The 26,775-nt window shown below is 70.1% G+C and carries 29 protein-coding genes; 18 read left to right on the top strand and 11 right to left on the bottom strand.

The features are described from left to right. Positions 1 to 120: 120 nt before the first annotated feature. The 3 genes from NQK81_RS17740 (at position 121) to NQK81_RS17730 (ending at position 3,459) form a co-directional block, all read left to right on the top strand. Entirely contained in the window at positions 121 to 1,983 is a 1,863-nt protein-coding gene (locus NQK81_RS17740) for a glycoside hydrolase family 9 protein (RefSeq protein ID WP_257489061.1), read from the top strand. A 112-nt stretch (positions 1,984 to 2,095) separates the two neighbouring features. Then, positions 2,096 to 2,881, top strand: coding sequence for an LOG family protein (locus NQK81_RS17735; protein WP_126736377.1), 786 nt, complete (start codon positions 2,096 to 2,098; stop codon positions 2,879 to 2,881). After that, on the top strand, positions 2,881 to 3,459 hold the full coding sequence (locus tag NQK81_RS17730) for an LOG family protein (RefSeq protein WP_257489783.1): 579 nt from the start codon (positions 2,881 to 2,883) through the stop codon (positions 3,457 to 3,459). The genes NQK81_RS17735 and NQK81_RS17730 overlap by 1 nt, the downstream gene beginning before the upstream one ends. A gap of 451 nt (positions 3,460 to 3,910) precedes the next feature. Here the strand turns inward: NQK81_RS17730 and NQK81_RS17725 are convergent, their stop codons facing one another. After that, positions 3,911 to 4,585: a lysophospholipid acyltransferase family protein gene (locus tag NQK81_RS17725; RefSeq protein WP_126736376.1), complete on the bottom strand. Its 675-nt coding sequence runs from the start codon at positions 4,583 to 4,585 to the stop codon at positions 3,911 to 3,913. Positions 4,586 to 4,636: 51 nt separating this feature from the next. Between NQK81_RS17725 and NQK81_RS17720 the strand changes: the two genes are divergently transcribed. Then, positions 4,637 to 5,539, top strand: coding sequence for a glucosyl-3-phosphoglycerate synthase (locus NQK81_RS17720; RefSeq protein ID WP_257489060.1), 903 nt, complete (start codon positions 4,637 to 4,639; stop codon positions 5,537 to 5,539). Here the strand turns inward: NQK81_RS17720 and cydC are convergent. The 4 genes from cydC to NQK81_RS17700 all read right to left on the bottom strand — a co-directional run bounded on the left by cydC (position 5,528) and on the right by NQK81_RS17700 (position 10,964). After that, complete coding sequence (cydC, locus tag NQK81_RS17715; RefSeq protein ID WP_257489059.1) at positions 5,528 to 7,063, bottom strand: thiol reductant ABC exporter subunit CydC; 1,536 nt, start codon at positions 7,061 to 7,063, stop codon at positions 5,528 to 5,530. The two genes, NQK81_RS17720 and cydC, sit on opposite strands and share 12 nt — an antisense overlap. Positions 7,064 to 7,184: 121 nt before the next feature. Continuing rightward, positions 7,185 to 8,780 (bottom strand): thiol reductant ABC exporter subunit CydD, encoded by a 1,596-nt coding sequence (gene cydD, locus NQK81_RS17710; protein WP_257489058.1) that lies wholly within the window; start codon positions 8,778 to 8,780, stop codon positions 7,185 to 7,187. Positions 8,781 to 8,789: 9 nt separating this feature from the next. Continuing rightward, positions 8,790 to 9,782 (bottom strand): cytochrome d ubiquinol oxidase subunit II, encoded by a 993-nt coding sequence (locus NQK81_RS17705; RefSeq protein WP_257489057.1) that lies wholly within the window; start codon positions 9,780 to 9,782, stop codon positions 8,790 to 8,792. 3 nt (positions 9,783 to 9,785) lie between these two features. After that, entirely contained in the window at positions 9,786 to 10,964 is a 1,179-nt protein-coding gene (locus NQK81_RS17700) for a cytochrome ubiquinol oxidase subunit I (protein ID WP_257489056.1), read from the bottom strand. Between the two features lie 140 nt (positions 10,965 to 11,104). Between NQK81_RS17700 and NQK81_RS17695 the strand changes: the two genes are divergently transcribed. The 7 genes from NQK81_RS17695 to NQK81_RS17665 are packed head-to-tail and all read left to right on the top strand — an operon-like array spanning position 11,105 to position 14,718. Further along, positions 11,105 to 11,431, top strand: coding sequence for a helix-turn-helix transcriptional regulator (locus tag NQK81_RS17695; protein WP_005155407.1), 327 nt, complete (start codon positions 11,105 to 11,107; stop codon positions 11,429 to 11,431). Then, the gene (locus NQK81_RS17690) at positions 11,428 to 12,093 is read left to right on the top strand and encodes a permease prefix domain 1-containing protein (protein ID WP_257489055.1); all 666 of its coding nucleotides are present in this window, start codon (positions 11,428 to 11,430) and stop codon (positions 12,091 to 12,093) included. Before NQK81_RS17695 ends, NQK81_RS17690 begins: the two co-directional genes overlap by 4 nt. Then, on the top strand, positions 12,090 to 12,740 hold the full coding sequence (locus NQK81_RS17685) for a permease prefix domain 1-containing protein (protein WP_257489054.1): 651 nt from the start codon (positions 12,090 to 12,092) through the stop codon (positions 12,738 to 12,740). Before NQK81_RS17690 ends, NQK81_RS17685 begins: the two co-directional genes overlap by 4 nt. Further along, positions 12,737 to 13,408 carry a permease prefix domain 1-containing protein gene (locus NQK81_RS17680; protein WP_126736369.1) on the top strand — a complete coding sequence of 224 codons (672 nt, stop codon included), beginning with the start codon at positions 12,737 to 12,739 and terminating at the stop codon, positions 13,406 to 13,408. Before NQK81_RS17685 ends, NQK81_RS17680 begins: the two co-directional genes overlap by 4 nt. Continuing rightward, positions 13,405 to 13,707: a DivIVA domain-containing protein gene (locus tag NQK81_RS17675; RefSeq protein ID WP_039917099.1), complete on the top strand. Its 303-nt coding sequence runs from the start codon at positions 13,405 to 13,407 to the stop codon at positions 13,705 to 13,707. The genes NQK81_RS17680 and NQK81_RS17675 overlap by 4 nt, the downstream gene beginning before the upstream one ends. Further along, positions 13,704 to 14,153: an SRPBCC family protein gene (locus tag NQK81_RS17670; protein ID WP_034324054.1), complete on the top strand. Its 450-nt coding sequence runs from the start codon at positions 13,704 to 13,706 to the stop codon at positions 14,151 to 14,153. The genes NQK81_RS17675 and NQK81_RS17670 overlap by 4 nt, the downstream gene beginning before the upstream one ends. Further along, a complete protein-coding gene (locus NQK81_RS17665; RefSeq protein WP_306856046.1) occupies positions 14,146 to 14,718 on the top strand; it encodes a DNA-3-methyladenine glycosylase I in 573 nt (190 codons plus the stop codon). Before NQK81_RS17670 ends, NQK81_RS17665 begins: the two co-directional genes overlap by 8 nt. 258 nt (positions 14,719 to 14,976) lie before the next feature. Here the strand turns inward: NQK81_RS17665 and NQK81_RS17660 are convergent, their stop codons facing one another. After that, positions 14,977 to 15,771 (bottom strand): enoyl-CoA hydratase/isomerase family protein, encoded by a 795-nt coding sequence (locus NQK81_RS17660; RefSeq protein WP_126736366.1) that lies wholly within the window; start codon positions 15,769 to 15,771, stop codon positions 14,977 to 14,979. Positions 15,772 to 15,966: 195 nt separating this feature from the next. Between NQK81_RS17660 and NQK81_RS17655 the strand changes: the two genes are divergently transcribed. After that, entirely contained in the window at positions 15,967 to 16,134 is a 168-nt protein-coding gene (locus NQK81_RS17655; protein WP_005155393.1) for a DUF3117 domain-containing protein, read from the top strand. A 90-nt stretch (positions 16,135 to 16,224) separates the two neighbouring features. Next, positions 16,225 to 17,679, top strand: coding sequence for a leucyl aminopeptidase family protein (locus NQK81_RS17650; RefSeq protein WP_257489053.1), 1,455 nt, complete (start codon positions 16,225 to 16,227; stop codon positions 17,677 to 17,679). Positions 17,680 to 17,686: 7 nt separating this feature from the next. Here the strand turns inward: NQK81_RS17650 and NQK81_RS17645 are convergent, their stop codons facing one another. Both NQK81_RS17645 and NQK81_RS17640 read right to left on the bottom strand, forming a co-directional pair. Next, positions 17,687 to 18,298 carry a phosphatase PAP2 family protein gene (locus tag NQK81_RS17645; protein ID WP_257489052.1) on the bottom strand — a complete coding sequence of 204 codons (612 nt, stop codon included), beginning with the start codon at positions 18,296 to 18,298 and terminating at the stop codon, positions 17,687 to 17,689. Positions 18,299 to 18,367: 69 nt separating this feature from the next. After that, positions 18,368 to 19,252 (bottom strand): LysR family transcriptional regulator, encoded by an 885-nt coding sequence (locus tag NQK81_RS17640; RefSeq protein ID WP_257489781.1) that lies wholly within the window; start codon positions 19,250 to 19,252, stop codon positions 18,368 to 18,370. An 87-nt stretch (positions 19,253 to 19,339) separates the two neighbouring features. On the opposite strand from NQK81_RS17640, the gene NQK81_RS17635 reads away from it, so the two are divergent. Further along, complete coding sequence (locus NQK81_RS17635) at positions 19,340 to 20,593, top strand: MFS transporter (RefSeq protein ID WP_257489780.1); 1,254 nt, start codon at positions 19,340 to 19,342, stop codon at positions 20,591 to 20,593. Between the two features lie 22 nt (positions 20,594 to 20,615). On the opposite strand, the gene NQK81_RS17630 is transcribed toward NQK81_RS17635, so the two are convergent. Continuing rightward, positions 20,616 to 21,266: an O-methyltransferase gene (locus tag NQK81_RS17630; RefSeq protein WP_192746594.1), complete on the bottom strand. Its 651-nt coding sequence runs from the start codon at positions 21,264 to 21,266 to the stop codon at positions 20,616 to 20,618. A 199-nt stretch (positions 21,267 to 21,465) separates the two neighbouring features. On the opposite strand from NQK81_RS17630, the gene sigE reads away from it, so the two are divergent. Further along, positions 21,466 to 22,065, top strand: a complete 600-nt coding sequence (gene sigE / locus NQK81_RS17625) for an RNA polymerase sigma factor SigE (RefSeq protein ID WP_016331450.1) — start codon at positions 21,466 to 21,468, stop codon at positions 22,063 to 22,065. Then, entirely contained in the window at positions 22,062 to 22,736 is a 675-nt protein-coding gene (locus NQK81_RS17620) for an anti-sigma factor family protein (RefSeq protein WP_126736361.1), read from the top strand. Before sigE ends, NQK81_RS17620 begins: the two co-directional genes overlap by 4 nt. Positions 22,737 to 22,745: 9 nt before the next feature. On the opposite strand, the gene NQK81_RS17615 is transcribed toward NQK81_RS17620, so the two are convergent. Then, a complete protein-coding gene (locus NQK81_RS17615) occupies positions 22,746 to 23,312 on the bottom strand; it encodes an LppU/SCO3897 family protein (protein ID WP_257489051.1) in 567 nt (188 codons plus the stop codon). 161 nt (positions 23,313 to 23,473) lie between these two features. On the opposite strand from NQK81_RS17615, the gene NQK81_RS17610 reads away from it, so the two are divergent. Further along, positions 23,474 to 25,003, top strand: coding sequence for a S1C family serine protease (locus NQK81_RS17610; protein ID WP_257489050.1), 1,530 nt, complete (start codon positions 23,474 to 23,476; stop codon positions 25,001 to 25,003). 55 nt (positions 25,004 to 25,058) lie between these two features. Beyond that, positions 25,059 to 25,478 carry a Sec-independent protein translocase protein TatB gene (tatB, locus tag NQK81_RS17605; protein WP_126736358.1) on the top strand — a complete coding sequence of 140 codons (420 nt, stop codon included), beginning with the start codon at positions 25,059 to 25,061 and terminating at the stop codon, positions 25,476 to 25,478. 84 nt (positions 25,479 to 25,562) lie between these two features. Here the strand turns inward: tatB and NQK81_RS17600 are convergent, their stop codons facing one another. Further along, the gene (locus tag NQK81_RS17600) at positions 25,563 to 26,708 is read right to left on the bottom strand and encodes an Mrp/NBP35 family ATP-binding protein (RefSeq protein ID WP_257489049.1); all 1,146 of its coding nucleotides are present in this window, start codon (positions 26,706 to 26,708) and stop codon (positions 25,563 to 25,565) included. Positions 26,709 to 26,775: the final 67 nt, after the last annotated feature.

Here is a 26,775-nt window from a genome sequence, read left to right as displayed (position 1 = left end):
ACGGCCGGATCCGGTGACTTCCGACCGGCGAAACGGACATATTGACTGGTGGCGCTCGGCGAGCTAGCGTCGTGCGCAATAAAAAGGAAACTTTCTTAACTAAATGTGAGCGGGGCGCCGATGATGGTGAGTTCCTGGTCCCGGACGGTGGCCGCGGTTTCGGCACTGGTCCTCGGGGGTTTGACGGTTCCGGCGGTTTCGGCCGCGGCGGCGGTGCAGGGTGAGGTCCGGGTCGACCAGGTCGGCTACGGCATCACCGAGACCAAGCACGCCTATCTCCTCTCCAGCGCGCCGGGTTCGTTCTCGGTGGTCGACGAACGCGGCCGGACCGTCCATCGTGGACGGACCGGGCAGTCGCTCGGCGCGTGGAACGCGAAGTACCCGGCGGTGTACCAGCTCGACCTGTCGAAGGTCTGGCTGCCGGGCAAGTACCGGATCGAGGTCACCGGCGAGACCAAGGCGACGTCGCCGACGTTCCGGGTGGACACCAAGGACCGGCTCTTCACGCCGCTCGTCCGGGCCACCAACGAGTTCTTCCAGGCGCAGCGCGACGGCGACGACATCATCCCGGGACGTCTCGACCGCAAACCCTCGCACCTGGCCGACAAACAGGCCACGGTCTACGAATGGCCCGCGTTCGGCGGCGAATTCGGCGACGAGATCACCGAACCGCTGAAGCCGGCGGGCGGGCCGATCGACGTCGAGGGCGGCTGGGTCGACGCGGGCGACTTCGTCAAGTTCACGTCGAACACGGCGTACTCGCTGGCCGAGCTGGGTTACGTGCTTCGCGAGGACTACGACCGGGCGCTGGCCGCGGAGGTCAAGCTCGGCCTCGACTGGCTCGACAAGATGTGGGACGAGAAGAGCAAGACGCTCTACGCCCAGGTCGGGATCGGCACGGGCAGCGACAAGTTCGGCTTCCTCGGCGACCACGACGTCTGGCGGAACCCGCACGACGACGACCCGCTCGACGTGAAGCCGGGTGACCCCAAGTACTTCGTGAAGCACCGGCCGGTCTTCCCCGCGAACCCCGGCGGATCGGGGCTCAGCCCGAACCTCGCCGGCCGTGTCGCCGCCGCCTTCGCGCTCGGCGCCCAGGTCGAGGCGAAGCGGAACCCCGCGCTGGCAAGGGAATACCTCGCCGAAGCCGCCTCGGTGTTCGCGCAGGCCAAGACCGAAAACGTCGGCGAACTGGTCACCGCGTTCCCGCACGCGTACTACCCGGAGTCGTCCTGGCGGGACGACATGGAACTCGGCGCGACGCAGCTGGCCCTGGCGGCCAAGGCCCTGCGTGACCCGAGGTCCGCCGAATGGACGCGGCAGGCGGCGCACTGGGCGAAGGCTTACATCGACGTCGAAGAGAAGAGCACGCTCAACCTGTACGACACCAGCGCGCTGGCGCACGCCGAACTGGCGAAGCTCCTGCGGCACGGCGTCCCGGGTGCGGCGCTCGGCCCGAAGGAACTGATCGGCGATCTGAAGCGTCAGCTCGACGAAGGTGTCGCGAGCGCGGCTCAGAGTCCTTTCCGGACCGCCGTCTCGGTGAAGGAATTCGACGCGGCCAGCAAGAGCTTCGGGTTCGCCGCGACCGAGCGGTTGTACGCGGACCTGACCGGTGACCGCCGGTACGCGGCGTTCGGCTCGCAGCAGCGGAACTTCACCCTCGGCGCGAACGCCTGGGGCATCTCGCTGGTCGTCGGTGTCGGCACCACGTATCCGCGGTGCCCGCACCACCAGGCGGCGAACCTCGCCGGCGAGGAGAAGCTGCTCTACGGCGCCGTCGTGAACGGCCCCAACGGGGCGGAGAACTTCGAGCACATGGAGCTCCCGCCCGGATCGAAGGACTGCAGGAAGCCCTTCGAAGCGTTCGACACCCCCGAGTCCCGCTACGCCGACGACCTCGCGTCGTGGCCGAGCAACGAGCCCGCCATCGACTTCACCTCGACGGCCATGCTCGCGTTCGCGCTGACCGGCCGTTCCTGAGGCGTGCACGCGGGGCCCGCTCGACGGCGGGCCCCGCGTTCGCGTAGCCGACAACTCCTGTTCGCGGCGATGCCGCCGCTCCGGACGGTGACGACGTCGTAGGCTTGGCGGGGTGAGTGAGACAAGCGAGTTCCCCGACGGCCAGTACCCGGAACGTCCGATCGAGCGCCACAAGGGCCCGGTCGTGCTGCGGCGGGATCGCCGTGACCAGGGCAGCACCACCGACCAGCGCCTGCTGGACTCGCGGGGCCCGAGCGACTGGGTGCACACCGACCCGTGGCGCGTGCTGCGGATCCAGGCGGAGTTCGTCGAGGGATTCGGCGCGCTCGCCGAGGTGCCGCGCGCGGTGACGGTGTTCGGTTCGGCGCGGACCAAGCGTGACCACCCGGAGTACGAACTCGGCCGCAAGATCGGCGGCGCGCTCGCGAACGCGGGCTTCGCGGTGATGACCGGCGGCGGCCCCGGCGCGATGGAAGCGGTGAACCGCGGCGCCAACGAGGCCGGCGGGTTCTCGGTCGGCCTCGGCATCGAGCTGCCGTTCGAGCAGGGCCTGAACCCGTGGGTCGACCTCGGCGTCAACTTCCGGTACTTCTTCGCGCGCAAGACCATGTTCATCAAGTACTCGCAGGCGTTCATCTGCCTGCCCGGCGGCTTCGGCACGCTCGACGAGCTGTTCGAGGCGCTCACCCTGGTGCAGACGAAGAAGGTCACGAAGTTCCCGGTCGTGCTGTTCGGCAGCGACTACTGGGGTGGGCTGTACGACTGGATCGCCAAGACGCTGCTCGCCGAGGGCAAGATCGGCGAGAAGGACCTCGACCTGCTGCACGTCACCGACGACATCGACGACGCCGTGCGCGTCGTCCAGGAGTCGTACCAGGCATGGGAGGACACCCACTGATGGCGGCGCCGCGCCGGGTCTGCGTCTTCTGCGGTTCCTCGATGGGCTTCGACCCGCGGTATGCCGAGGAGGCTCGTGCCCTGGGGACGTTGCTGGCGTCGCGGGGCATCGGGCTGGTCTACGGCGGGGCTTCGGTCGGGACCATGGGCGTCGTCGCGGACGCGGCGCTGGCCGCGGGCGGCGAGGTGATCGGCGTGATCCCCGAGGCACTGGGCTCCGTCGAGATCGCGCACGCCGGCCTGACCGAACTGCACGTCGTCGCCGACATGCACCAGCGGAAGGCGAAGATGGCCGCGCTGTCCGACGGCTTCCTCGCGCTGCCCGGCGGCGCGGGGACGCTGGAGGAGCTGTTCGAGGTCTGGACGTGGGCGCAGCTCGGGCTGCACGAGAAGCCGATCGGGCTGGTCGACGTCGGCGGGTACTACGCGCCGCTGCTGAAGTTCGCCGACCACATGGTGTCGGAGGGCTTCCTGTCGGCGGGGTACCGGGACATGCTCTCGATCGACTCGGACGCTTCGGTGCTTCTGGACGGCTTCGCGGTCTACGTGCCGCCGCCTCGGCCTAAGTGGGCCAAGTAGGGCTTGGGTAGCGCGTGAAGGCCCCCTTCCCTCGGCTCAGCCGCGGGAAGGGGGCCTTCACGCGCTGTTGCCGTGTTGCCTGGCTGCCCTCGGTACATGAAGGCCCCCTTCATTGCGCCTAGCGCCGTGAAGGGGGCCTTCATGTACTTGGGGCGCCGCGAAGGGCGAGTTTCCTCTGCTGAGCCGCGGGAAGGGGGCCTTCACGCGCGCTGCTCGTGACGAGTGGGGTCATTGGGGCACCTGGGCTCCGTGAGGTGACCGTCGAAGTCCGTGAAGGGCCCCTTGAGGGACCCAGGTCCGTGAAGGCCTCCTTCACTACCTTGAGGGTAGGGAAGGAGGCCTTCACGGCACTTCCCCTGGCCCAGCCGCACCGGAATGCGCGAAGAGTCCCTTGGTGCGAGCCGCGGGGGAGCAAGGGACCTTTGCTACCACCCCGGCCCCGCAAGAACCGTCAGGCAGCGCTCTGATCAGGCCGTTTGTGGTACGAGTCGACGTACTCCTGCCCCGAAAGCTCCAGGATCGCGTACATGATCTCGTCGGTCACCGAGCGCCGGATCGCCGGCGACGAGTCCTGCCCCTCGTACCGCGAGAAGTCCAGCGGCGCGCCGTAGGTGACGGTGATCTTCGCCCGACGCGGGATCCGCTTCCCGGCGGGCTGCAGGTTTTCGGTCCCGGAAAGCGCGACGGGCACGACCTTCGCGCCGGTCGCCAGCGCCAGCGCCGCGACGCCGGTGTGGCCACGGTGCAGCCGCCCGTCCAGCGAGCGGGTGCCTTCGGGATAGATCGCGAAAGCGCCGCCCGCGTCGAGCACCTTCCGCGCCGCTTCCAGCGCGGCGAGACCGGCCTGCGCGTTGCCGCGTTCGACCGGGACGTAGCCGAGGCCGCCCAGGAAACCGGCCATCAGTTTGCCCTTGAGCCCGCGGCCGGTGAAGTACTCCGCCTTGCCGAGGAACTTGACCTGCCGCATCGCCGTGAAAGTGATCACGCCGGTGTCCAGCGCCGCCCGATGGTTGGGTGCCAGCAGCACCGGCCCGGTGGCGGGGATGTTCTCCACGCCGCGGATCTCGGGGCGGTACAGCGCTCTGACCAGCGGTCCGAGCACGAATCGGACGAGTAGCGGTAGCAAGGTTCCTCCATCGACAGGGTGTCGGACTCCAGCATGGCACGATCACTACTCATGAGTTGGTTCGAGCGTCGTACGTGGCAGAACCCCGGCTGGACGGTCGAAGACATCGTCGCTGCGAAGGGTGACCGGACGGTTTCGGTCGTGCTACCGGCGCTCGACGAAGAGGACACCGTCGCCGAGGTCGTCGGGACGGTCCGGCCGCTGCTGGGCACGGTCGTCGACGAGCTGGTCGTGATGGACTCCGGGTCCACCGACGCCACCGCCGAGCTCGCGGCCCGCGCCGGCGCGCGCGTGGTGCATCGCGAGGACGTGCTCCCCGACCTGCCACCGGTGCCGGGAAAGGGCGAGGTGCTGTGGCGGTCGCTGGCCGCGACGACCGGTGACGTCGTCGTGTTCCTCGACTCCGACCTCGTCGACCCGGATCCGGCGTTCGTGCCGACCCTGCTCGGCCCCCTGCTCTGCGAGAACGACGTCCACCTGGTCAAGGGGTTCTATCGGCGGCCGCTGCGGCTGGAGAGCAGCGGCGGCGGCCGGGTGACCGAGTTGCTGGCGCGACCGGTCCTCTCGGCGCTGCGCCCATCACTCTCGGGGCTCATTCAGCCCCTGGGAGGCGAGTACGCCGCGACGCGCGAGTTTCTCGAGTCAGTGCCCTTCGCGGCCGGGTACGGCGTCGAGATCGGGCTCATCCTCGACGCCGAAGCGCGCTACGGCCTTGAAGGGCTCGCCCAGGTCAACCTCGGCGTACGCAAGCATCGCAACCGCTCGCTGCTCCAGCTGGGGGTGATGGCGCGCCAGATCCTCGGGACGGCGCTCGCGCGCTGCGGCATCAAGTCCGACGACCCCGCCCAGCTCACCCAGTTCGCGCAAGTAGGTGACGAATGGCTGCCGGAGGTCGCCGAGGTGTCGGTCAGCGACCGGCCGCCGATGCGTGAAGTGCGCGGCCTACAGCCGTAGGACCTCGTCGAACCCGGCCACCTGCGACTCGCGATGCGTCACCAGGACGACGGTGCCGCGCGCGGCGGCGAGCACATCGGCCAGGACGGCGTCGCCGTGTTCCGGATCCAGACCCTCGACCGGCTCGTCCAGCACGAGGACCGGCGGAGCCGAGAGCACTGCTCTCGCGAGGATGAGCCGCTGGCGCTGCCCACCGGACAGCGTGTCGCCGTCGGAGCCGACTTCGCGATCCAGCGGCAGGTCGAAACCGGCCGTGGCACAGGCGGCGAGCAGCTCCGCATCCGAAGCGCCGGGCTTCGCGAGCAGCAGGTTCTCCCGGACCGTCGTGTGGAAGACGTGCGCGTCCGCGAGCGCGCCCGAGATCACCGACGGAAGCAGCGTCGGATCGTAGGTCTCCAGCGGCTTCCCGTTCAGCAGTGCGCGCCCGGACGTCGGCGCCACGGCACCCAGCAGCACGTTCAGCAGCGTCGTCTTCCCGGCCCCGCTCGGCCCCACGATCCCGACGCGTTTGCCCGGCGGAAGGTCGAGGTCGACGCCGTCCAGCGCCGGGGCCCTGCCCTCGAACCGAACGCCGACCCCTTCCAGCCGCAGATGCCCGGGCTCGGGCGCCACGGTGCCGCGCGCGGGCGGCGGTTCCGTCAGCAGCGCGCGCACCCGCTCGGCCGACGCGCGGACCTCGACCCAGCGCTGAGCGGCCGCGGTCAGCGGAAGGACCAGTTCGAACACGGCCAACGAGCCCAGCGCGAGGGCCGCGGTCAGCGGCGGTGAAACCCCGGCGGTCAGGGCGATCGCCACGCAGGTCAGCAGCTGGACGAGGATGCCTGCCGCGGTCAGCAGGCTGGTGCGGTTCGCCGTCGCCCGATCCCGCGAAGCGAGCGCGTCGACAGCGTTGTGTGCGGTGTCCACAGTGGACTCGTGGACACCGTAGGCGATCAGCTCGCGCCGCCCGGTGATCAGCTCGACCGACCGTTCGGCGAGGTCGGCGCGGGCCGGAGCGCTCTTCTCCGCCGCCGCGCGGGTGATCCGCACGCACAGCCACGGCAGCCCGATCCCCGCGACGGCGAGTCCGAGCGCCAGCGCCAGCCCGGCGGCCGGGCTGGCGATCAGCGCGACCGTCGTCGACACCGCGCCGACGAAGGCCGCGACACCGGCGGGCAGCAGGCAGCGCAGGATCGCGTCCTGCACCGCGTCCACATCGGACACCAGCCGCGTGACGAGATCGCCGCCGGAATGCCGCGAAACCCGATGCGGCAGCAACGACGTGTACACGCGGGTCCGCAAGGCGCCGAGATACCGCAGGACGACCTCGTGTCCGGCGAGCCGTTCCGCGTACCGCAACCCGCCACGCATCAACGCCAGCGTCCGGACGGCGACGATCGCCACGGTGAGCGACGCCAGCGGCGGCTGCTCGGCCGCCTTCAACAGCAGCCACGCGGCGGTGGCCATCAACGCCAGCCCGGCGATCTCCGCCCCGGCCCCGATCAGCCCCGCTCGGCCCAGCCGAACCACATCCTTCGTGGACACGCCCCAGACGTTCACACCAGTTCCCGTTCTCTCAGTGTTCGTCGGTGAACCCGCGTCCGCGATCGACGTCGGCAGGACGCTGGTCGGTCATTCACCTCGCCGATGCGGCGGTGGCGTCCCGTCACCGCGATAGCGCGGTCACCGCCCGAGGTGCATCTTCAGCTCCGCCTACTGCTCTTACGGCGCCGTCGTGGACTTCGAGGACGCGGGTGGCCAGCGCGGCCATCGCGGGCCGGTGGGCCACGAGCACCGCGGTCCGGCCGGTGAGCAGTTCACGGGTCGCGCCGAGCACGGCCGCCTCGGTCCCCGCGTCGAGCCTGGCGGTCGGCTCGTCGAGCAGCGCGAGACCCGCCTCGGTACGGGCCAGCGCCCTGGCGAGGCCGAGCCGTTGCCGCTGACCGGCCGAAAGCGGCGCGCCCAGTTCGCCGATCCTGGTGCGGTAGCCGTCGGGCAGTCCGCGCACGACCTCGTCGAACGCCGCCGCGCGTGCCGCCGCCTGGACGTCCGGCACCTGGCCCATGGCGATGTTCTCCTCGACGGTCCCGGTGAACAACGTCGGCCGTTGCGGCACCCACGCCGTCCCCGCCCGCCACGCGGCCGGATCCAGCTCGCCCAGATCGACACCGTCGACGAGGACCCGGCCGGACGTCGGCGTCACGAAGCCCAGCAGGACCGCCAGCAGCGTGCTCTTCCCGGAACCGCTGGGCCCGACGAGCGCGACGTGTTCGCCCGCCTCGATGGTCATGTCCACTTCGGACAGTACGGTCTCGCCGCCGTACGCGACGCTCACCTTCTCCAGCACGATCCGCGGCGCACCGCGGCGGGCCACCCGCGAACCCCGGACGACGTCCTCCGAGCGCACGGCCAGCGCCTCACGCAGCGTGGCGAGCCCTTCGGCGCTGGCGTGGAACTTCGCCCCGGCCGCCCGCAGCGGCAGGTACGCCTCGGGAGCGAGCAGCAGCACGAGTACCGCCGTGTGCACGACCATGCCGCCTTCCAGCAGCCGGAAGCCGATCGGCACCGCGACCAGCGCCACCGAAAGCGTCGCCACCAGTTCCAGCACCAGCGCGGACAGGAACGCGACCCGCAGCGTGCGCATCGTCGCGTCGGTGTGCGCGTCCGCCATCGCCCGCACGGTCTTCGCCTGCGCTTCGGCGCGGCCGAACACCTTGAGCGTGCCGAGCCCGCGCACGACGTCGAGGAAATGCCCGCCCAGCTTGGAAAGCAGTGACCACTGCTTGGCGGTCTTCGCCTTCGTGTGCTGTCCGACCAGGATCGCGAACACCGGGATCAGCGGCAGCGTCGCGAGGATGATCAGCGCCGACGACAGATCCGCGGCGAACAGCCGGACGAGCACCGCGACCGGCACGATCGCCGAGAGCACCACCGTCGGCAGATAGCCGGTCAGGTAGGCGTCGCTCGCGTCGATCCCCTTGGTCACCAGGGCCGCGACCGCGCCGGGGTTCTCCGCCTCCGCGCCGAGAAGCCGTTTGCGCAGCCCGGCCTTGACCTTCGCCGCGAACCGGCCGCCGACGGACCCCTGGACACCCGCGAGCAACGCCCGTACCGCGATGGCGGCCACGAGCGTCCAGGTGACGCCGCCGCCGGTGAGCAGCGTCGCGAGGCCGTCGGCCTGGACGAGGATCGCCGCGGCGGTCAGCGTGCCGAGGACGGCCAGTAGGCCGAAATGGCGGCGCAGTCCGGGAAGGGGTGGCATGCCGGGCTCCTAGAAGTGCAGCAGCGAACGCTGGTCGACGCGGGTGTCGTGCCTGCGCCACGTCACCCACTGCACGGCGGCGATCGCCACGAGCGCGGGAGGCAGGACGAACGTGAGCAGACTGAGCATCTCGGTGCTGGTGGCCGCTTCCGTCAGGCTCAGCGAGAAGCCTCCGTCCACAGAGGACACCAACGTGTCGGGCAGGCGCGCGGTCCCGACGGCGAGCACCGGTGACGCCGACAGCGTCATCGTGGCGACGAGTGCCGTCTTGTGCCGGGCGGAGCGCAAGGCCGCCCAGGCGACGCCCAGCGCGCCGAACGCCAGCACGATCGCGGGCAGCACGGACCACGAAACGGTGGTCTCGACGGCACCCCAGACGACCGCCACGACCAGGAACGCGAGCGCCGGCGCGAGCAGGGCCTTGGCGATCCGGTTCGCGCGGGCGGTGAACTCCGCCGGTGCCCGGACGGCGAGGAAAGCCGCTCCCTGCAAGGCGAACAGCGCGACGAACCCCGCGCCCCAGAGCAGCGCGTACGGGCTGAACACCGCGAGGACGTCGCCGCTCGGTTTACCGGCCGCGTCGAGCGGGAGCCCGAGGACGAGGTTGCCGAGGAACACGCCCCAGGACACCGCCGTCACCCACGCGCCGACGGTGATCGCCAGCGTCCAGGCACCGCGGCGCGCGTCCGGACGCCTGCTGCGCAGCTGCACCGCCGCGGTGAAGGTGACCAGCCCGAGCAACAGGGTCACCACCGGGATGTACGCCCCGGCGAACACTTTTCCTTCCAGGTGCGGGAAAGCGCCGAACAGGACGCCGACCGCGGCCACCAGCCACACCTCGTTGGCCAGGAAGAACGGGCCGAACGCGCCGAGCACGCGCCGTCGTCCGGCCTCGTCACGGCCCAGCCTGCCGAGCAGCATGCCGACGCCGTAGTCGTAGCCCGCCAGCGCGAAATAGCCCGCGGTCAGGAAACCGAGCACACACCACCAGAGGATCACCATCGGTCAGACTCCGCTCAGGACGGGAAGTTCGGCGCGGGGCGCGGCCGCCTCTTCGACGGGCTCCGGGCCGCGTTTCGCGACCCGCGACATCAGCACCCAGTCGGCGATCGCGAGTACCAGGAACAACAGCGTGAAAGCGATGAAGGAGAACAGGATCTGCCCCGCCGGGATCGCCGCGACGGCGTCGGCGGTGGTCAGCTGCCCGCGGATCAGCCACGGCTGACGGCCGATCTCCCGCACCAGCCAGCCGAGGATCGCCGCGACGAACGGCAACGGGATGGCCAGCACCATCACGTACAGCAGCGGCCGGACCTTGGTGATCCAGTTCCGGAACAGCAGCAGCGTGCCGAGGATCGAAGCCAGGAAGGCGATGAACCCGATCTGGATCATGAAGCCCAGTGAGACACCGACGATGGGATCCGCTCCTTCCAGCTTGCCGGGGTGGTATTCCCCGAGCGGGCCGAACTGGGCGAAGCCGAAGCCGATCACCATCGTGCTGCCGGCCAGCGAGGCGAGCACGCCGATCCGCATCGAGCGCCGGAAGAACTCGATCTCCTTCGTGCGCTTGATGAAGTGGTACGCGCTGACGCCGACCACGAAGAAACCACCGGTCATCAGCGCCGCGCTCAGCACGTGCGGCAGCGAGGCCGTCAGCGCCGGGTTGGTGAACAGCGCGCCGAAGTCGTCGAGTTTCAGCACGCCGTTCTCGGTGTGCGTGCCGACCGGGTTCTGCAGGAACGAGTTGGCCACCATGATGAACAGCGCCGAGGCGTACGCGGTCAGCGTGACCAGCCAGATCAGCGTCAGGTGGACCCATTTGTTCAGCCGCCCCCAGCCGAAGATCCAGAGCCCCAGGAAGGTCGATTCGGCGAAGAAGGCCACCAGCGTCTCGATGGCCAGCGGTGCGCCGAAGACGTCGCCCGCGACCGCGGACAGGCCGGTCCAGGTGAGCCCGAACTGGAATTCCATCACGATTCCGGTGACGATTCCCAGCGCGTAATTGATCACGTAAAGCTTGCCCCAGAAGCGAGTCATCCGCGTGAGTTCCGGCTTGCCGCCGAACGCGGAGCGTGTCTGCATCACCGCGACGAGTGTCACGAGCCCCAGTGTGAGCAGCACGAACAGGAAGTGGAACGAGGTCGTCGTCGCGAACTGGAGTCTCGCGATCGGGAGTGCGTCCATGTCGAAGCACTGTATACGTAGCCTGCCTACATGTAGCCACTAAATCTATGAAATCGGGGTGATCTCGGGGACATTCCCTGAGGCCGGTCCGGGAAAGTCCCGGCTACCCTGGTATGCGGCGATGTGTAGACTGTCTATCTATGAAGGCCGACAGCCTGCGCGGGCACCTCGACGCGCTGCTCCTCGCCGTCCTCGACGGCCGGAAGCTGCACGGGTACGCCATCATCGAGGCGCTCCAGCTCCGCAGTGACGGCGCGCTCGACCTGCCGACGGGCACCGTCTACCCGGCGCTTCGCCGTTTGGAGCGCGCCGGGTTCCTCGCCAGCGAATGGGACGTCGTGTCCGGCCGCAAACGTCGTACGTACAAGCTCACGCGCTCAGGGCAGAAGGCGCTGGCCGCGGAACGGGCGGAGTGGCAGGAGTTCACCACCGTGATCGGTGGTGTCCTCGGGGGGAGCACGGCATGAGCACGATCGAGGCCTACATCGGCGACCTGGACAGGCGGCTGAACGGGTCGGCGAGGGCGAAGACCGATCTGCTCACCGAGGCAAGGGACGGTCTGGCCGACGCGGCCGAGGCGTATCGCGAAGGCGGTGCCGCCGAGGCGGAAGCCGAACGCCGTGCCGTCGCCGACTTCGGCCCGGCCGCGGTGATCGCCCGTGAGTACCAGGCCGAGCTGGCGTTGCGCGGCGACATCGGCACCTTGTGGAAGGTCATCGTCGGTGTGCCCGTGATCCAGGTGACCTGGGAGCTGGCGCGGATCTGGACCTATGGCGACTGGAGCCGTTCGGGGAAGCCGAATCCGGAGTGGTTCACGGCCGTCATCGAGATCTTCGGCGTCCTGGTCCTCGTTCCGGCCGTGATCGGCGCGGTGTCGCTGTTCGGGGCCCGGCGGCTGGGGCGCAGGCTCGACAGCGTGAGCCTGGGGAAGGTGACGCGGTGGACGGTGGGCGCCGCGGCGGGCACGAACCTGCTGGCGCTGCTGCTGCTCACCGTGAGCACCGCGGTCCTCGATCCGTCGAGGATGAACGTGAGCCTCGTGTGCAACCTGGTGGCGCTCGGCTGGGTCGCCTTCAGTTTCTGGCTGCTCTCACCGGCTTTCCGGCCCCGGCCCGCGCTCGCCGCATGAACGCGATCGAGGCCTACATCGGCGAACTCGACGCCCAGCTGTCCGGGCCGCGGTCGGCGAAAGCCGATCTGCTCACCGAAGCGAGGGACGGTCTGGTCGACGCGGCCGACGCCTACCGCGCGGGCGGTGTGGACGAAGCGGAAGCCGAACGCCGTGCCGTCGCCGACTTCGGCCCCGCCGACCTGATCGCCCGCGACTACCAGGCGGAACTGGGGCTGCGGCGAGACATCCGCGTGCTGTGGGAGCTGATCGCCGGTGTCCCGCTGCTGATCCTCGCCTGGGATCTCGCGCGGGGCTTCGCCGACTGGTCGGCGCTCGGCGCCGTGCCGTCGTGGTACCACCGCGCGATCGGTACGGCCGACACGCTGGCGGCGTCGTCCCCGGCCGTCGCGATCGCCGGGCTGCTCGCGGCGCGGCTGCTTTCGCGGCGGACGGCCGGTCCGCGGGTCGCGCGCGCCGTCTCGTGGACGCTGGCCGCGGCCGTCGGGTTGAACCTCGTCGCGGTCGCGACCTACGGCGGCGCGACCGGGCTGCTGGAGCCCGCGCGCATGCTCGTCAGCGTGCCGTGCGCGGCCCTGTCCGGAATCTGGATCCTGTTCAGCATGCGGCTCACGGTCGCCGCGCGGAGTTGGAGAACCACGGCATGACGGTGATCGAGGCCTATCTCGGGGAGTTGCGCGCCCGGCTGGACGGCCCGGCGTCGGCGAAGCGGGATCTGCTGCGCGAAGCGCGGGACGGGCTCGACGACGCCGCGGACGCGTACCGCGACGGCGGCTGGAGCGAACAAGAGGCGCAGCGGCGTGCTGTCGCCGATTTCGGGCCGGTGCACCTGATCGCCAGGGACTACCAGGCCGAACTGGGGATGCACAGCGGCACCCGCACCCTCTGGAAACTGATCCTCGGCGTGCCGCTGATGCAGCTCGCCTGGGAGTTCGCCCGCAAATGGACCTTCGGCGAGTGGTCGCAGCTCGCGCCGACGCCGGGTTGGTACAAGTACATCGCCCAGTTCACCCACGGTTCGGTCTTCATCGTGCCGGTGCTGGGGGTGATCGCCCTCGTCTCCATGCGCTGGCTTTCCCGGCGGATGGACGGTGCCCGGCTGGTCAAGACCGCCGGCGTGCTGATCGGCGAGGCCGTCGGCCTGAACCTGCTTTCGGTGGCGCTGCTGGTGATCGCCACCGGCGTCATCGACGCGTCGAGGCTGTTCCTGTCCGTGCCGTGCGGGATCCTCATGGTGCTCTGGGTCGTGGTCAGCGTGCGACTCGCCTTGCTGGCGCGACGATCGTGGCGTTCGTGTGCCACGATCGTCGCGTGACGACCGCCCTGATCTATCTCGTAGTCATGCTGCTGGTGGCCGCGGTGGTGTTCCTGCTGGCCGCCGTGGTGTTCGGCCGGGGTGAGGAGCTGGCCCCGCTGCCGCCCGGCAGCTCGCCGACCAGGCTGCCCGCCGAGGACATCACCGCCGAGGACGTCCACGCCGTCCGCTACCAGATGGTGCTGCGCGGCTACAAGATGTCCGAAGTGGACTGGGTGATGCGGCGGCTCGGCGTCGAGATCGAGGAGCTGCGCGCCAAGGTGGCCGAGCTGGAGGCCGAACGCGAGGGCGCCAGGTGACCGATGTCGTCGTCTCCGTCGACGTCGCGGTACCGGCCGGGACGGCTTGGCTCGCCCTGACCGATTGGGAACGCCAGGGCGAATGGATGCTCGGCACCGAGGTCGAAGTCGTCGAAGGCAACGGGCGCAGCGTGGGCTCGAAGCTGTCGGCGTTCACCGGCGTCGCCGGGATCGGGTTCACCGACACCATGGAGATCACCGGCTGGGAACCGCCGCTGCGCTGCGTCGTGCGGCATACCGGCAAGATCGTGCAGGGCACCGGGGTGTTCCAGGTGATCGAGAAGGGGCCGCACGCGTCGACGTTCGTCTGGGCGGAGCATCTGCGGCCGCCGTTCGGCGTCGTCGGGCGGCTCGGCTGGCCGGTCGCGAAGCCGGGCTTCGAACTGGGACTGCGGCTGTGCCTGCAGAGATTCGTGAAGTACGCGGAGGGGTACCGGGTTGGCTGAGGCGGGTCTGCTGGGCGCGGACGGGATCAAGCGGTGTTCGTGGGGCAACTCGGCCCCGGACTACGCCGAGTACCACGACACCGAATGGGGTTTCCCGCTCCACGGCGACGAAGAACTGTACGAACGCCTGTGCCTGGAGTCGTTCCAGTCCGGGCTTTCGTGGATCACGATCCTGCGGAAACGGGAGTCGTTCCGGAAGGCGTTCGAGAAGTTCAAGCCCAAGAAGGTCGCGGCCTTCACCGACGACGACGTCGCTCGTCTCATGGAAGACGCTTCGATCGTGCGGAACCGGGCGAAGATCCTGGCGGCGATCAACAACGCGCGGGCGATCGAGGAACTCGACGGTTCGCTGGACGACCTGCTGTGGTCGTTCGCGCCTTCGTCGCACACCCGGCCGCGGCGGATGGCCGACGTCCCGGCGATCACCGACGAGTCGAAGGCGATGGCGAAGGAACTCAAGAAGCGCGGTTTCGTGTTCCTCGGGCCGACGACCTGTTACGCGCTGATGCAGGCGACGGGGATGGTCGACGACCACGTGAAGGACTGCTTCCGGGCCGGCTCGTGAGTGGCTGGGACGGTTGTCGAGGGGTAAGTCAACGGTGTCGTCGCCGCTGGCGCCCGTGTCGCGAAAGCCACTTTCGCGACGCCTGATGTCCCGAAAGTGGCTTTCGCGACGCGTTCGGCAGGCGGACGCCCGCGAAGGGCCCCTTACCTACCCTCAGAGTAGGCAAGGAGGCCTTCACGGACCGGCAGAGCGCGGTGACCCCCCTGCGCCACGTTTTGCCTTACCCCTCAACAGAGCCGTCCTAGCGGCTCACGAGGGTCACTTGCCCTGGAAGTTCGGCTTGCGCTTGCCCACGAAGGCCTCGACGGCCTCGGTGTGGTCGGCGGTCGCGCCGAGCGCGGTCTGGGCCTCGTCCTCGGCCGCCAGCGCGGTTTCGAGGGACGACTCCGCGGCGACCGACAGGACGTTCTTGATCTTCGCGTACGCGACCGTCGGGCCGGCCGCGAGCTTCGCGGCGACCTTCTGCGCGCGGGCGGCCAGTTCCTCGTCGGGGACGACCTCGCTGACCAGGCCGAGCGTCAGCGCCTCGGCCGAGTCGACCGTGCGAGCCAGCAGCATCAGTTCGGCCGCGCGGCCGAGACCGATCAGCCGCTGCAGCGTCCACGACGCGCCCGAGTCCGGGCCGAGGCCGACGTTCGCGAACGCCATCAGGAAGTTCGCCGACGTCGCGGCGATCCGGAGGTCGCTCGCGTACGCGAAGGCCGCGCCCGCGCCGGCCGCCGGGCCGTTCACCGCCGCGATGACCGGCTTCGGCATCCCGACGATCGTCTTGACGATCGGGTTGTAGTGCTCCTTGACCGTGTGTAGCGGCGCGGGGTCACCCGCCTGCAGCAGCCCGACGTGCTCCTTCAGGTCCTGCCCGGCGCAGAACGCCTTGCCCGAACCGGTCAGCACGACCGCCCGGACACTGTCGTCGGCCGCGGCCTCGGTCAGGCCCGCCAGCAGCAGTTCCTTGAGTTCGACGGTCAGCGAGTTGTACGCCTGCGGCCGGTTCAGCGTGAAGGTGCGCACGCCGTCGGCGTCGGCGGTCAGCAGAACGTCGGATGTGGTCACGGGATCTCCTAGTCGGCGAAACTGCGGTCTGAGAGGAGTCTTTCAGCCTCGCGAGCCGCATACCAGCACCGATACGGCGGCAAAAGATCGGTCCGCGTTCGCGCTCGGCCGCTGATGAGGGACAATGGACAGTAGACCCGGCTGGCTTTGACGAGCGCGACCCGGGCGCGCCGGTTGAGACGGAGGGAGCACGCTATGGCGGCCATGAAGCCCCGGACCGGAGATGGTCCCCTCGAAGTGACTAAGGAGGGGCGGGGCCTCGTGATGCGCGTACCACTCGAAGGTGGTGGGCGCCTCGTCGTCGAACTCTCCGCGGAAGAAGCGAAGGATCTCGGCGCGGCCCTGCAGGAGGTCACCGGCTGAGCCGGACCGCACCAACGTTCAACCACCCGCACCCCGGTCTCCCTTCGGAGGCCGGGGTCGCGGTTCATCTGCGCCCGGAGGTCGCTCACTGTGCGTAACCCGCTACCCCCCGTTCCGGGGAAGCTGCTCGAACTCGAGGTCTCGGACGACCTACGGCGCGGAACGCCGCTGGCCACGCTGATCGCCGCGCCGTCCGAAGAGGACGGTGACGCCGGACTCGCGGAGATCGGCGGCGTGCGGCCCACCGGCAAGGCCGGTGACGTGCAGACCGTGCCGACGGGCGCCGTCCGCTGGCTGGCGGGTGTCGGCGACGGTGAGCCGAAGCAGTACCGCAAGGCCGGTGCCGCGCTGGTCCGCGCCGTTTCGTCGACGCTGGAAGAAGACGTCAAGGCGGGGGAGAAGGCGTTCCGCGCCTTCGCCGTCGAGCTGCCTGAAGACGCGGGCACCGAACACGTCGAGGAACTCGCGTTCGGGCTGCTGCTCGGCGGTTACCGGTTCACGGTGACGGCCGAGGAGCCGAAGCCGACCTTGCGGACCGTGCGCTTGATCACACGTCACGAGGTCGACCTGGATCGGGTCCGCGAACTCGCCGCGGCCGCCGCGTTCGCGCGCGACCTGGCGAACACGCCGTCGAACGTCAAGACGCCGGCCTGGCTCGCCGACACGGCCGCCCGGGTCGCCGGTGGCATCCCGAACCTGACCGTGACGGCACGGGACGAGAAGTGGCTGGCCGAGCAGGGCTTCGGCGGCGTCCTCGCCGTCGGCGGCGGGTCGGCCGCGCCGCCGCGGCTGATCGAGCTGGAATACCGGCCGCGTGGGGCGACGACGCATCTGCTGCTGGTGGGCAAGGGCATCACCTTCGACACCGGCGGTCTTTCGATCAAACCCGCCGATGGCATGCACCTCATGCGCACCGACATGGCGGGCGGCGCGGCGATCATCGCCGCGGTCCGCGCGATCGCGGCGCTGCGCCTGCCGGTGAAGGTGACCGGGCTGGTGCCCGCCGCCGAAAACCACGTGTCCGGTTCGTCGTACCGGCCCGGCGACATCGTCCGGCACTACGGCGGCAAGACCACCGAGGTGGGCAACACCGACGCCGAGGGCCGCATGGTCCTGGCCGACGCGCTCGTCTACGGCATCAAGAAGCACAAACCGGACGCGGTGATCGACGCGGCGACCCTGACCGGCGCCATGAAGGTCTCGCTCGGCGTCCGCACCGGCGGCGTCTTCGCCACCGAAGACGCGCTCGCGGACCGGATCACGAAGGCGGGCGAGCGGGTCGGCGAGGCGTGGTGGCGGATGCCGCTGCTGGAGGACCTGGCCGAGACCGTGCAGGGTTCGCTCGGTGACGTCCGGCAGGCGCCGGGTGGCCCGGGCGGCATCGTCGCTGCGCTGTTCCTGCGGGAGTTCGTCGGCGACGTGCCGTGGGCGCATCTCGACATCGCCGGGCCCGCGCGGGCCGACAAGACCTACGCCGACGTCGTGCCCGGGGCCACCGGTTTCGCGGCGCGGACGCTGGTCGAACTGGTCGCCTCCTACGCCTGACCTGCGGTTACCTGCGGGGCGGGAGCAAGGGACCTTTGCTACCGCCCCGCAGGTCGACCTTGGGCATGGGCTGGGTCGGCGCGTCCCCGGCATGGGCGGTGAGCCGTCGGGCGATCCCGGTCGCGGGTCCGGTCAGGTACCGGAACACGAGCCACGCCGTGACCGAGCCGAGGACGAGCCCGGCGAGCACGTCGTGCGGATAGTGCGCGCCGACGAAGACTCGTGAGAAGCCCATCAGCAGGGCGCCCGGGAGCACCCACGGCGCGAGCCGGCGCCAGGCGAGTGCCAGGCCGACGGCGGCGGCCGCGGCGATCGTGGAGTGGTTGCTCGGGAAGGACCAGTCACCGGCCGGCGGGCAGTCGACGAGCGTGACGAGGTTCCGGCACGGCCGGTCCTCCTGGATCACGCTCTTCAGACCCTCGCTGATCAGGTACGCGATCGCGGTCGCGGCAGGCGGCAGCAGCGCCATGGCGATCCGGACGGGCGAGGTGCGCGCCCGCCACAACATCCAGGCGAAGAGCCCCGCGAAGACGAGCAGTCCTGCTTCGGTGAACAGGATTCCTGTCGCTTGAAGCCAGTTCGGGCTCTCACCCGCCAGCTCCACGATGTCGTCGTACATTCACCCGAAGTTAGCGAAAACGACGTGCCCGCGTGGTGGACGAACGTCGATGATCGACCCTGACGATCGTCACCAACGTTGCGCGCGGACCCGCTCCCGGAACCGCAGGACGGCGGGCGGCAGGACGACATCGCGGCGCCAGGCCAGTCCGATGGTCCGCCCGACCGGCGGCACCAGCGGGACTTCGACGACGCCCGCCGGGCTGCCCGGCTCGAAACGGGGGAGCAGCGCGACACCGAGCCCGGCCGCGACCAGGCCGCGGACGGTGTCGGACTCCTGGCCCTCGAACGCGATCTTCGGTTCGAAGCCGGCCTTGGCGCACAGTTCGTCGGTGATGGTGCGGAGGCCGTAGCCGGTTTCGAGGAGCACGAACTCCTCGTCCTCGAGGTCCTCGATGGCGGCACTGGGCCGGTCCGCGAGGCGGTGCGACGTCGGAACGGACAGGAAGATCTCCTGCTCGGTGAGTACCGCGGTGTCGAGCAGCGGGTCGTCGACGGGGGCGGGCGCGAGCAGCGCGAGGTCGAGCTCGCCGCTGGTCAGCCGGTCGACCATGTCCTGACGTGACCCCTGGACCAGGGTGAACCGGACGCCCGGATGGTCGGCGCGATAGCCGCGGAGCAGCGTGGGGACCAGTGACCTGCCGAGCAGGTGCAGGAAGCCGAGGACGACGTGGCCGGATTCGGGGTCGACCTCTTCGCGAGCCTGGCGGACTCCGGCGTCGACGGCGGCGAGCGCGCGTTCGGCGGCATCGGCCAGCAGCTCGGCGGCGCGGGTGAGCCGGATGCCGCGTCCGTCGGGGACCGTGAGCGGGGCGCCGAGGGCGTCGCCGAGCGCCGAGATCCGGCGGCTTACCGTGGGCTGGGGGACGCCGAGCAGTTCGGCCGCGCGTGTGACGTTCGTCGTGCGGCGGAGTGCGGTGAGCAGAGCGAGCTGCGGGGCTAGCTGGGCGGTCATCCTTTCATTCAGCACGGTATCGATTGTGGCAGATGAGCGTATTAGACGTATCGTTTAGCCAGGCTTAGCTTCGGATCCGTGCCTGCCATCGGAACCACCCGCCGCGTGACGATCGCCGTCGCCGCGGCCGGGATCTCCTCGTTCGCGCTGCTCTACGCGCCGCAGCCGGTGCTGCCGCAGCTGGCCGAGCAGTATCACCTCGACCCCGGTGGCGCTTCGCTCGCGGTGAGCGTGGCGACCGGTGCGCTCGCGATCGCCGTGCTGCCCATCGCGGCGCTGTCGGAGGTCGTGGGGCGGCGTCCGGTGATCATCGCTTCGGTGGTCGCGTCGGTCGTATTCGGTTTCCTGCTGCCGCTGGCGCCCAGCTATCCGGCGCTGCTCGTGCTCCGGGCGCTGCAAGGGGTCGCGATCGCGGGGTTCCCCGGAGTGGCCGCCGCCTACCTCGCGGAACGGCTCGGCAAGGCCGGGCTCGCGGCGGCGGTGGGCGCGATGATCGCCGGGAACACCATCGGCGGCATGATCGGACGGCTCGCCGCCGGGTTCACCGCCGGACCGTTCGGCTACCACGGCGCGCTGATCGTGGTCGCGGGGATCGGGCTGGTCTGCACGGTGGTCACGGTGCTGGCCCTGCCGCCGGGGGAGCAAGGGACCTTTGCTACCACTTTCGTGGATCGCCGCAGGTCAGAGCGGCTGCGGGAACAGGCCAGGGCGGTGCTGTCCGGGCTCGGCGCGGCGGTGCGGAAGCCGGTCCTGCTGGCCCAGTACGCGGTCGCGCTGCTGGCGATGGGCTCGTTCGTCGCGCTGTACAACGCCGCCGGATTCCGCCTGACCGGCGAGCCGCTGAACCTCTCGCCCGCGATCGCGTCGCTCGTCTTCCTCGCGTACGCGATGGGCTCGGTCTCGTCAGCGACGGCGGGCAAGCTCGTCGGCCGGTTCGGCCGCCGCCGCGCGCTCGTCGGTGCCCTGCTGCTCACGATCGCGGGCGCCGCGCTGACGCTGTCCGACTCGCTGCCCATGGTCGTCGCCGGGTTCGTGGTGCTGACCGGCGCGTTCTTCGCCGCGCACGCCGTCGCCAACGGCTGGGCCGCCGCGGAGGCGCCAGAGAACGCACGGGGCCAGGTGGGCGGGCTCTACACGCTTTCGTACTACCTCGGCAGCAGCGTCGGGGGCGCCGTCGGCGCGACCGTCTACGGGCACGCGGGCTGGACCTGGCTGATCGTGCTCACCGCCGCCTGGCTCGCCATCGCCGCGGTGGCCGTGGTCGCGGTGGTCCCCAAGTCCGTGAAGGCCTCCTTGCGGGACTCTGGGTCCCTCAAGGAGGCCTTCACGGAACGCGTCTGAAAGCGGTAGCAAAGGTCCCTTGCTACGCGATCGCGGCGACCAGCAGCCCGCCGCCCACCGGCAACAGCGCCGGGACCAGCCGCTCGTCCTCGCGGAACGCCCGCGCGACCTCCCGCAGCGCGAGGGTGTCCGGATCACGTCGTGAGGGATCGGTCACCCTGGTCCCCGAGACGTTGTGGAACGCCAGTATCCCGCCGGGCCGCAGCAGCGAGACGGCCTTCTCGTAGCAACTCGGGTACTCGACCGGCGCCGAATCGACGAACACCAGGTCGTAGCCGCCGGGGGTGAGCCGGGGGAGGACGTCGAGCGCGCGCCCCATGATCAGGCGGGTCCGCCCCGGCGCGTAGCCGGCCTCGCGGAACGCCGCCCGCGCCGCCCGGTGGTACTCCGGCTCGATGTCGATCGAGGTGAGGATCCCGTCGTCGACCATGCCGCCGAGCAGGCACAACCCGCTCACCCCGGCCCCGGTCCCGACCTCGACGACGGCCTTCGCCCGCAGCGTCGTGGCGAGAAACCGCAGAGTCGCGCCCGCGCCCGCGCTCAGCGGGCCGCATCCCAGATCGGCCGACCGCGCCCGCGCGGCGGCCAGAACCTCGTCGTCGGGGACGTAGCCGTCGACGAGGTCGGCGTCGGCGGCCTCGGCAGGCGAGCCCGCATGCGTCCCGGAATTCACACGCGGAGGTTAGCGCTGCCTATCGTCAAAAGAGCGAAGACTCCCTGGTACCGACTTCTCAGCCTCCTCTCAGTCCAGTCTCACTAGAAACATAAGCAGGCCGGACAGACTGGTCCTCGACAACGGGAACACCGTGCTCATCGCCCGCGTTGGGTGGAGTAGTTGGGAGAAGACGCTGATGGAGGTGCCTACTTCCCCGATGCAGGAAACGATGCAGGACCAGCACGCGGACCAGGTCACGCCGGTGACGGTGGACGAGGCCGCATGGACGCCGCCCTCGTGGGACGAGGTCGTGCGTGAGCACGCCGACCGCGTGTACCGGCTGGCATACCGCCTGACCGGTAACGCCCACGACGCCGAGGACCTGACGCAGGAGACCTTCATCCGGGTCTTCCGCTCGCTCGCCTCCTACAAGCCCGGCACGTTCGAAGGCTGGCTGCACCGCATCACCACGAACCTCTTCCTCGACATGGCCCGCCGCCGCTCGCGTGTGCGGATGGAAGGCCTCCCCGAGGACACCGACCGCATCGTCGGTGACGACCCGAGCCCCGAGCAGGTCTACTCCGACACGCACCTCGACCCGGACCTGCAGGCCGCGCTCGACGAGTTGCCGCCCGAGTTCCGTGCCGCGGTCGTGCTGTGCGACGTCGAAGGCCTCTCGTACGAGGAGATCGGCGCCACCCTCGGTGTCAAGCTCGGCACCGTGCGCAGCCGGATCCACCGCGGCCGCCAGGCGCTTCGCGCTTCTTTGGAGCGTCGTCGCGCCGCGGCGCAGGAGTCTGCGAAGGTGGGGGTATGACCGCACCGCGAGGTTGGGGACTCCCCGAGTCGCATCTGCTTCCGGACGCCATCGTCGCCTTCGTGGACGGCGAGCTGTCCCTCGGCGCCCAGGACAGGGCTTCGGCGCATATCGCCCGTTGCCAGTCCTGCGCCGCCGAAGTGACCGCCCAGCGCCAGGCCGTCGCGGCCGTGAAGCAGGCGGGAGCCCCGTCGATGTCGGCGGGGTTCCTGGCCAGCCTTTGCTCCATCCCGCAGAACACCGAACTTCCCGGCACCCCCGACAACCTGGCCATGACCGCCGACGGTCAGCTGGTCGCCATCCAGCGGCCCGACCGGGTCGCCGGCCTTCGCGACACCGGGGTTCTGGGCGGGACCGCGCCGTTGGGATCAACGGCGCCGCTGGGCCAGTCGCCGAACGTGCTCGGCGGCGGGCGGTTCGGCCTCGCCCGGCGGAAGTACGCGCAGGGCGCCGGAGTCGTCGTTTCGGGTCTGGTGCTGAGTGCGCTCGCCCTCGTCGCGACCTCGGGTGACGGCACCGAAGAGCAGCCGAACACCGGTTTGACCCCGCCGCAAGGCGTCAACGCCGGGTTGCTGCCCGCGCAGCTGGGCGGCGCCCAGCCGGAGCCGCCGCGCAGCACCACGCCGAGTCCGAGCACGTCCAGCGTGCCCATGCCGGTGTCCGCCCGCTGATCCGCTCGGTCAGGGCGTGACGAAGCAGATCGTCGCGCCCTTGAACTTCGAGGTCCCGTAGCTCGCGTAGGAGACGACTTCCGTCGTGCCCTCGGCGCACGGACTGTTCTCCGGAAAGACCTCACTGATCCTCAGCCGCGCCGACCCGCAGTCCTTCAGCGGCGGCGGGGTCTTCGTCCCGATATCGTCGAAACACAACCCGACCTGGGCGTTGATCGCCAGGCACAGGCCGACGCCTTTCCCGCGCAGCGGCGTCTGGACGGCGTACTTGTAGAAGCCTTCCTTGCAGTTCCAGTCGCCTTCGTCGACCCCGGCGATGCCCACCGTGTACGGCACTCCCGGTGAATCGCACGGAGCCGGGACCGCGTCGGCCTCCTCGCCGGATCCGGTCAGCACGGCGCAGTCGCCCTCGGTCAGCGCTTTGGCCTGCTTCTCCGGCCCCGCGATGTTGTTCAGCGTGATGATCACGGCGAACCCGCCGACGGCCACGACGAGCGAGGTGGCGAGCAGGATCATTTGGACCTTGAAGGAGAAGCCCTTCTTCTTCGGCGGCTGCTGTGACCATTGCTCCGACATGCCCGTGAGACTGCCAGACCCGAGACACGGTTTCCTCATGTGTCACATTTCTCGCCGGGTTCGGGGAATCAACGCGCACTTCACCGTGGTCACGGCAGAATCCCGGGTGAGGCTTGGCGTACTCTCGCGTCCGGCCAACCTGATCTCAGCCCCGGGGAATGATGACCGAGCAGCCGAACGCGAATCCGCAGCAGCCTGGGGATCGGCTGGCGCCGCGCCCGCTGGCCCGGCCCGCCGTCGATCCGGCGCAGGCGGCCACGTTCGGCAGGCCGCGCGGTGTCGACGGTGCCTTCGACAAGCTGTACCAGCCCGGCACCAACGGTCAGTCCGCGCCGGGCTTGAACCTCGCGCCCCCGACGCCGGAATCGCTCGCCGAGGCCTTCCGCCGCCCGCCGGGCGCCGAAGGTGTCGTGCTGGAGCGGCCGCACGGGACCAACGGCGCCGAACCGTCCGCGAACGGCGCCGAAGGCCCGCTCTGGACCACGACCTCGGATCCCTGGCGCGACCCGTCGTCCGGCGCGGTGCTGGCCGGGCCCGCCGTGCACCAGGACTCGGATGAGGAGAAGGACGCCAAGCGCCCGCAAGGCGCGCTGCTGAGCCTTCCGGAGGTCCTTTTCGGGCGGCGTGTGCAGACGAAGGCGCTGGCGATGCTCGCCGCGGTCGCGCTCGTCATCGGTGCCGCCGGCGGGCTGATCGGCTGGTGGTTCGCCGACACCGGTACCGAACTGACCGGACAGGCCAGCATCTCCGAAGCCGACGCGGCCAAGGAACGTCCGGCGGGCTCGATCGCGGATATCGCCCACCGGGTGGCGCCCACCGTGGTCTCGCTCGAAGTGTTCAAACCCGGCGCCGAAGCCGGTCAGCAGGGCTCCGGCGTCGTCATCGACACCCAGGGCTACGTGCTCACGAACGAACACGTGATCTCCGCCGCGACGGCCGACGCGGCCACCAAGGTCACCGCCGTGTTCTTCGACGGCAAGCGCGTCGAGGCGAAGGTCGTCGGCGCCGACCCCAAGACCGACCTCGCCGTGGTCAAGGTCGACGTCAAGAACCTGACCGCGCTGCAGGTCGGGAAGTCGTCCGACCTCGCCGTCGGCGACTCCGTGATCGCCGTCGGTTCGCCGCTGGCGCTGCAGAACTCGGTCACCGCGGGCATCGTGAGCGCGCTCAACCGCCCGGTGACCGCCGGTGGCGACGGCGGCAGCGCGCCGGTGATCTACGAGGCCATCCAGACCGACGCCGCGATCAACCACGGCAACTCGGGCGGCGCGCTCGTCGACGCGACCGGCGCGCTGGTCGGGATCAACTCCGCGATCCGCTCGTCCAGCGCCGAAGGCGGCAGCATCGGCATCGGGTTCGCCATCCCCAGTGACTACGCGGTGAAGATCGCGAAAACACTGATCAAGGACGGCAAGGTCGTCCACCCCGACATCGGCATCAACGCTTCGTCGACCGTCGCGGGCTCCAGCACCATGGGCGCACAGGTCCGCAACGTCGCCCCTGGCGGCCCCGCGGCCGCCGCCGGGATCAAAGAAGGCGACGTCATCACGGAGGTCGGCGGACGGCTCGTGCGCGACTCGGCGGAACTGCTCGTCGCGGTCCGCGCCCGCGAAGTCGGCGAAGTCGTCCCTGTCCGCCTTGTCCGCGATGGGTCTTCTCTCGTCGTCGACGTGAAACTGGCCTCGGACTAGCGGGTTCGGGCGGGTACCCTGAACGGGGAAGACGCCGAGGCGGAGGTTCACACGGGTGTTCGAGAGTGTCGGCTGGGGAGAGATCCTCATCATCGTCGTCGCGGGTCTTTTCATCCTCGGTCCGGAACGGCTGCCCGAAGCGGCGTCCTGGGTGGCGAAGAGCGTCCGCAAGGTCCGCGACTTCGCGACCGGCGCCAAGACGCAGCTGCGTGAGGAGATGGGCCCGGAGTTCGATCAGCTGCGCAAGCCGCTGGAGGACCTGAGGGGCCTGCGGAACTTCGACCCGAAGCGGGTCGTCACCCAGCACCTGTTCGACGGTGACCCGGATCCGCTGGGGATCAACAACATCAACGGCACCAATGGCGCCAACGGGACCAACGGCGCCGCCAAGCCCAACGGCTACCCGGCGACCGCTTCGCAGCCCGAGCCGCTGAAGCCGGGGGAGCGCCCGCCGGTCGACCCGGACGCCACCTGACCCCTAATGCATTCAGTCCTCTGGATGCGGTCCTTGCGTGTGCAAGTACCGCGTCCAGAGGACTGAATGCGTAAGAAGGGGGGCTCAGCGGCCCGCGGGGGTGACGTTCAGCATCATCCCGGCCAGCCCGCGCGCCCGGACGGTCAGCTTCTTCGCCGCCTCCTTGAGCACGAGCGACGCCGGCGCGTCCGGCTCGGCCAGCACGATCGGCGTCCCGGCGTCGCCGTTGGAGACCACCCGCGGGTCCATCGGGACCTGCCCGAGCAGCGGCACGGTCGACCCGACCGACTTCGACAGCGAGTCGGCCACGGACTGCCCGCCGCCGGAGCCGAAGATCTCCATCCGCTGGCCGTCGGGCGTCTCCAGCCACGACATGTTCTCGATGACCCCGGCCACGCGCTGCCGCGTCTGGAGCGCGATCGCGCCCGCGCGCTCGGCCACCTCGGCGGCCGCCTGCTGCGGGGTGGTGACGACCAGGATCTCCGCGTTCGGGATGAGCTGCGCCACCGAGATCGCGATGTCGCCGGTGCCCGGCGGCAGGTCCAGCAGCAGGATGTCGAGGTCGCCCCAGAACACGTCGGCGAGGAACTGCTGCAGCGCGCGGTGCAGCATCGGCCCGCGCCACACGACGGGCTGGTTGCCCGGGGTGAACATGCCGATCGAGATGACCTTCACGCCGTGCGCCTGCGGCGGCATGATCATGGTGTCGACCTTGGTCGGCTTCTCCCGCGCGCCGAGCATCCGCGGCACCGAGTGCCCGTAGATGTCCGCGTCGACCACGCCGACGGAAAGCCCGCGTTCGGCCATCGCGGCCGCGAGGTTCACCGTCACCGAGGACTTGCCGACGCCGCCCTTGCCGGACGCGACGCAGTAGACCCGCGTCAGCGAACCCGGCTGCGCGAACGGGATCACCGGCTCTGCGGCGTCACCGCGCAGCGATTTCCGCAGCTCCGTGCGTTGCTCGTCGCTCATCACGTCGAGCTCGACCCGGACGTCGCTGACGCCGGGGAGCTTCTTGACGGCTTCGGTGGTGTCGTTGGTCAGGGTCGCCTTCAGCGGGCAGCCGGCGACCGTCAGGTAGATCCCGACGGTGACCACACCGTCCGAGCCGACCTCCACGTCCTTGACCATGCCGAGTTCGGTGATCGGTTTCTTGATCTCCGGGTCGTACACGGCCTTCAGCGCGGTGCGGACATCGTCGACGCTGGGGAGTTGCTGCGTACTGGTCACAGGTCCATGTTACGTACCGGTAGGCGGAGCTGGTCGAACCCGCCTGGCCGAGGGCCCCGGGATCACG

It is taken from the genome of Amycolatopsis roodepoortensis (genome assembly GCF_024628825.1).
GTDB lineage: Bacteria > Actinomycetota > Actinomycetes > Mycobacteriales > Pseudonocardiaceae > Amycolatopsis > Amycolatopsis roodepoortensis.
This window is presented reverse-complemented; position numbering and strand designations above follow the sequence as displayed.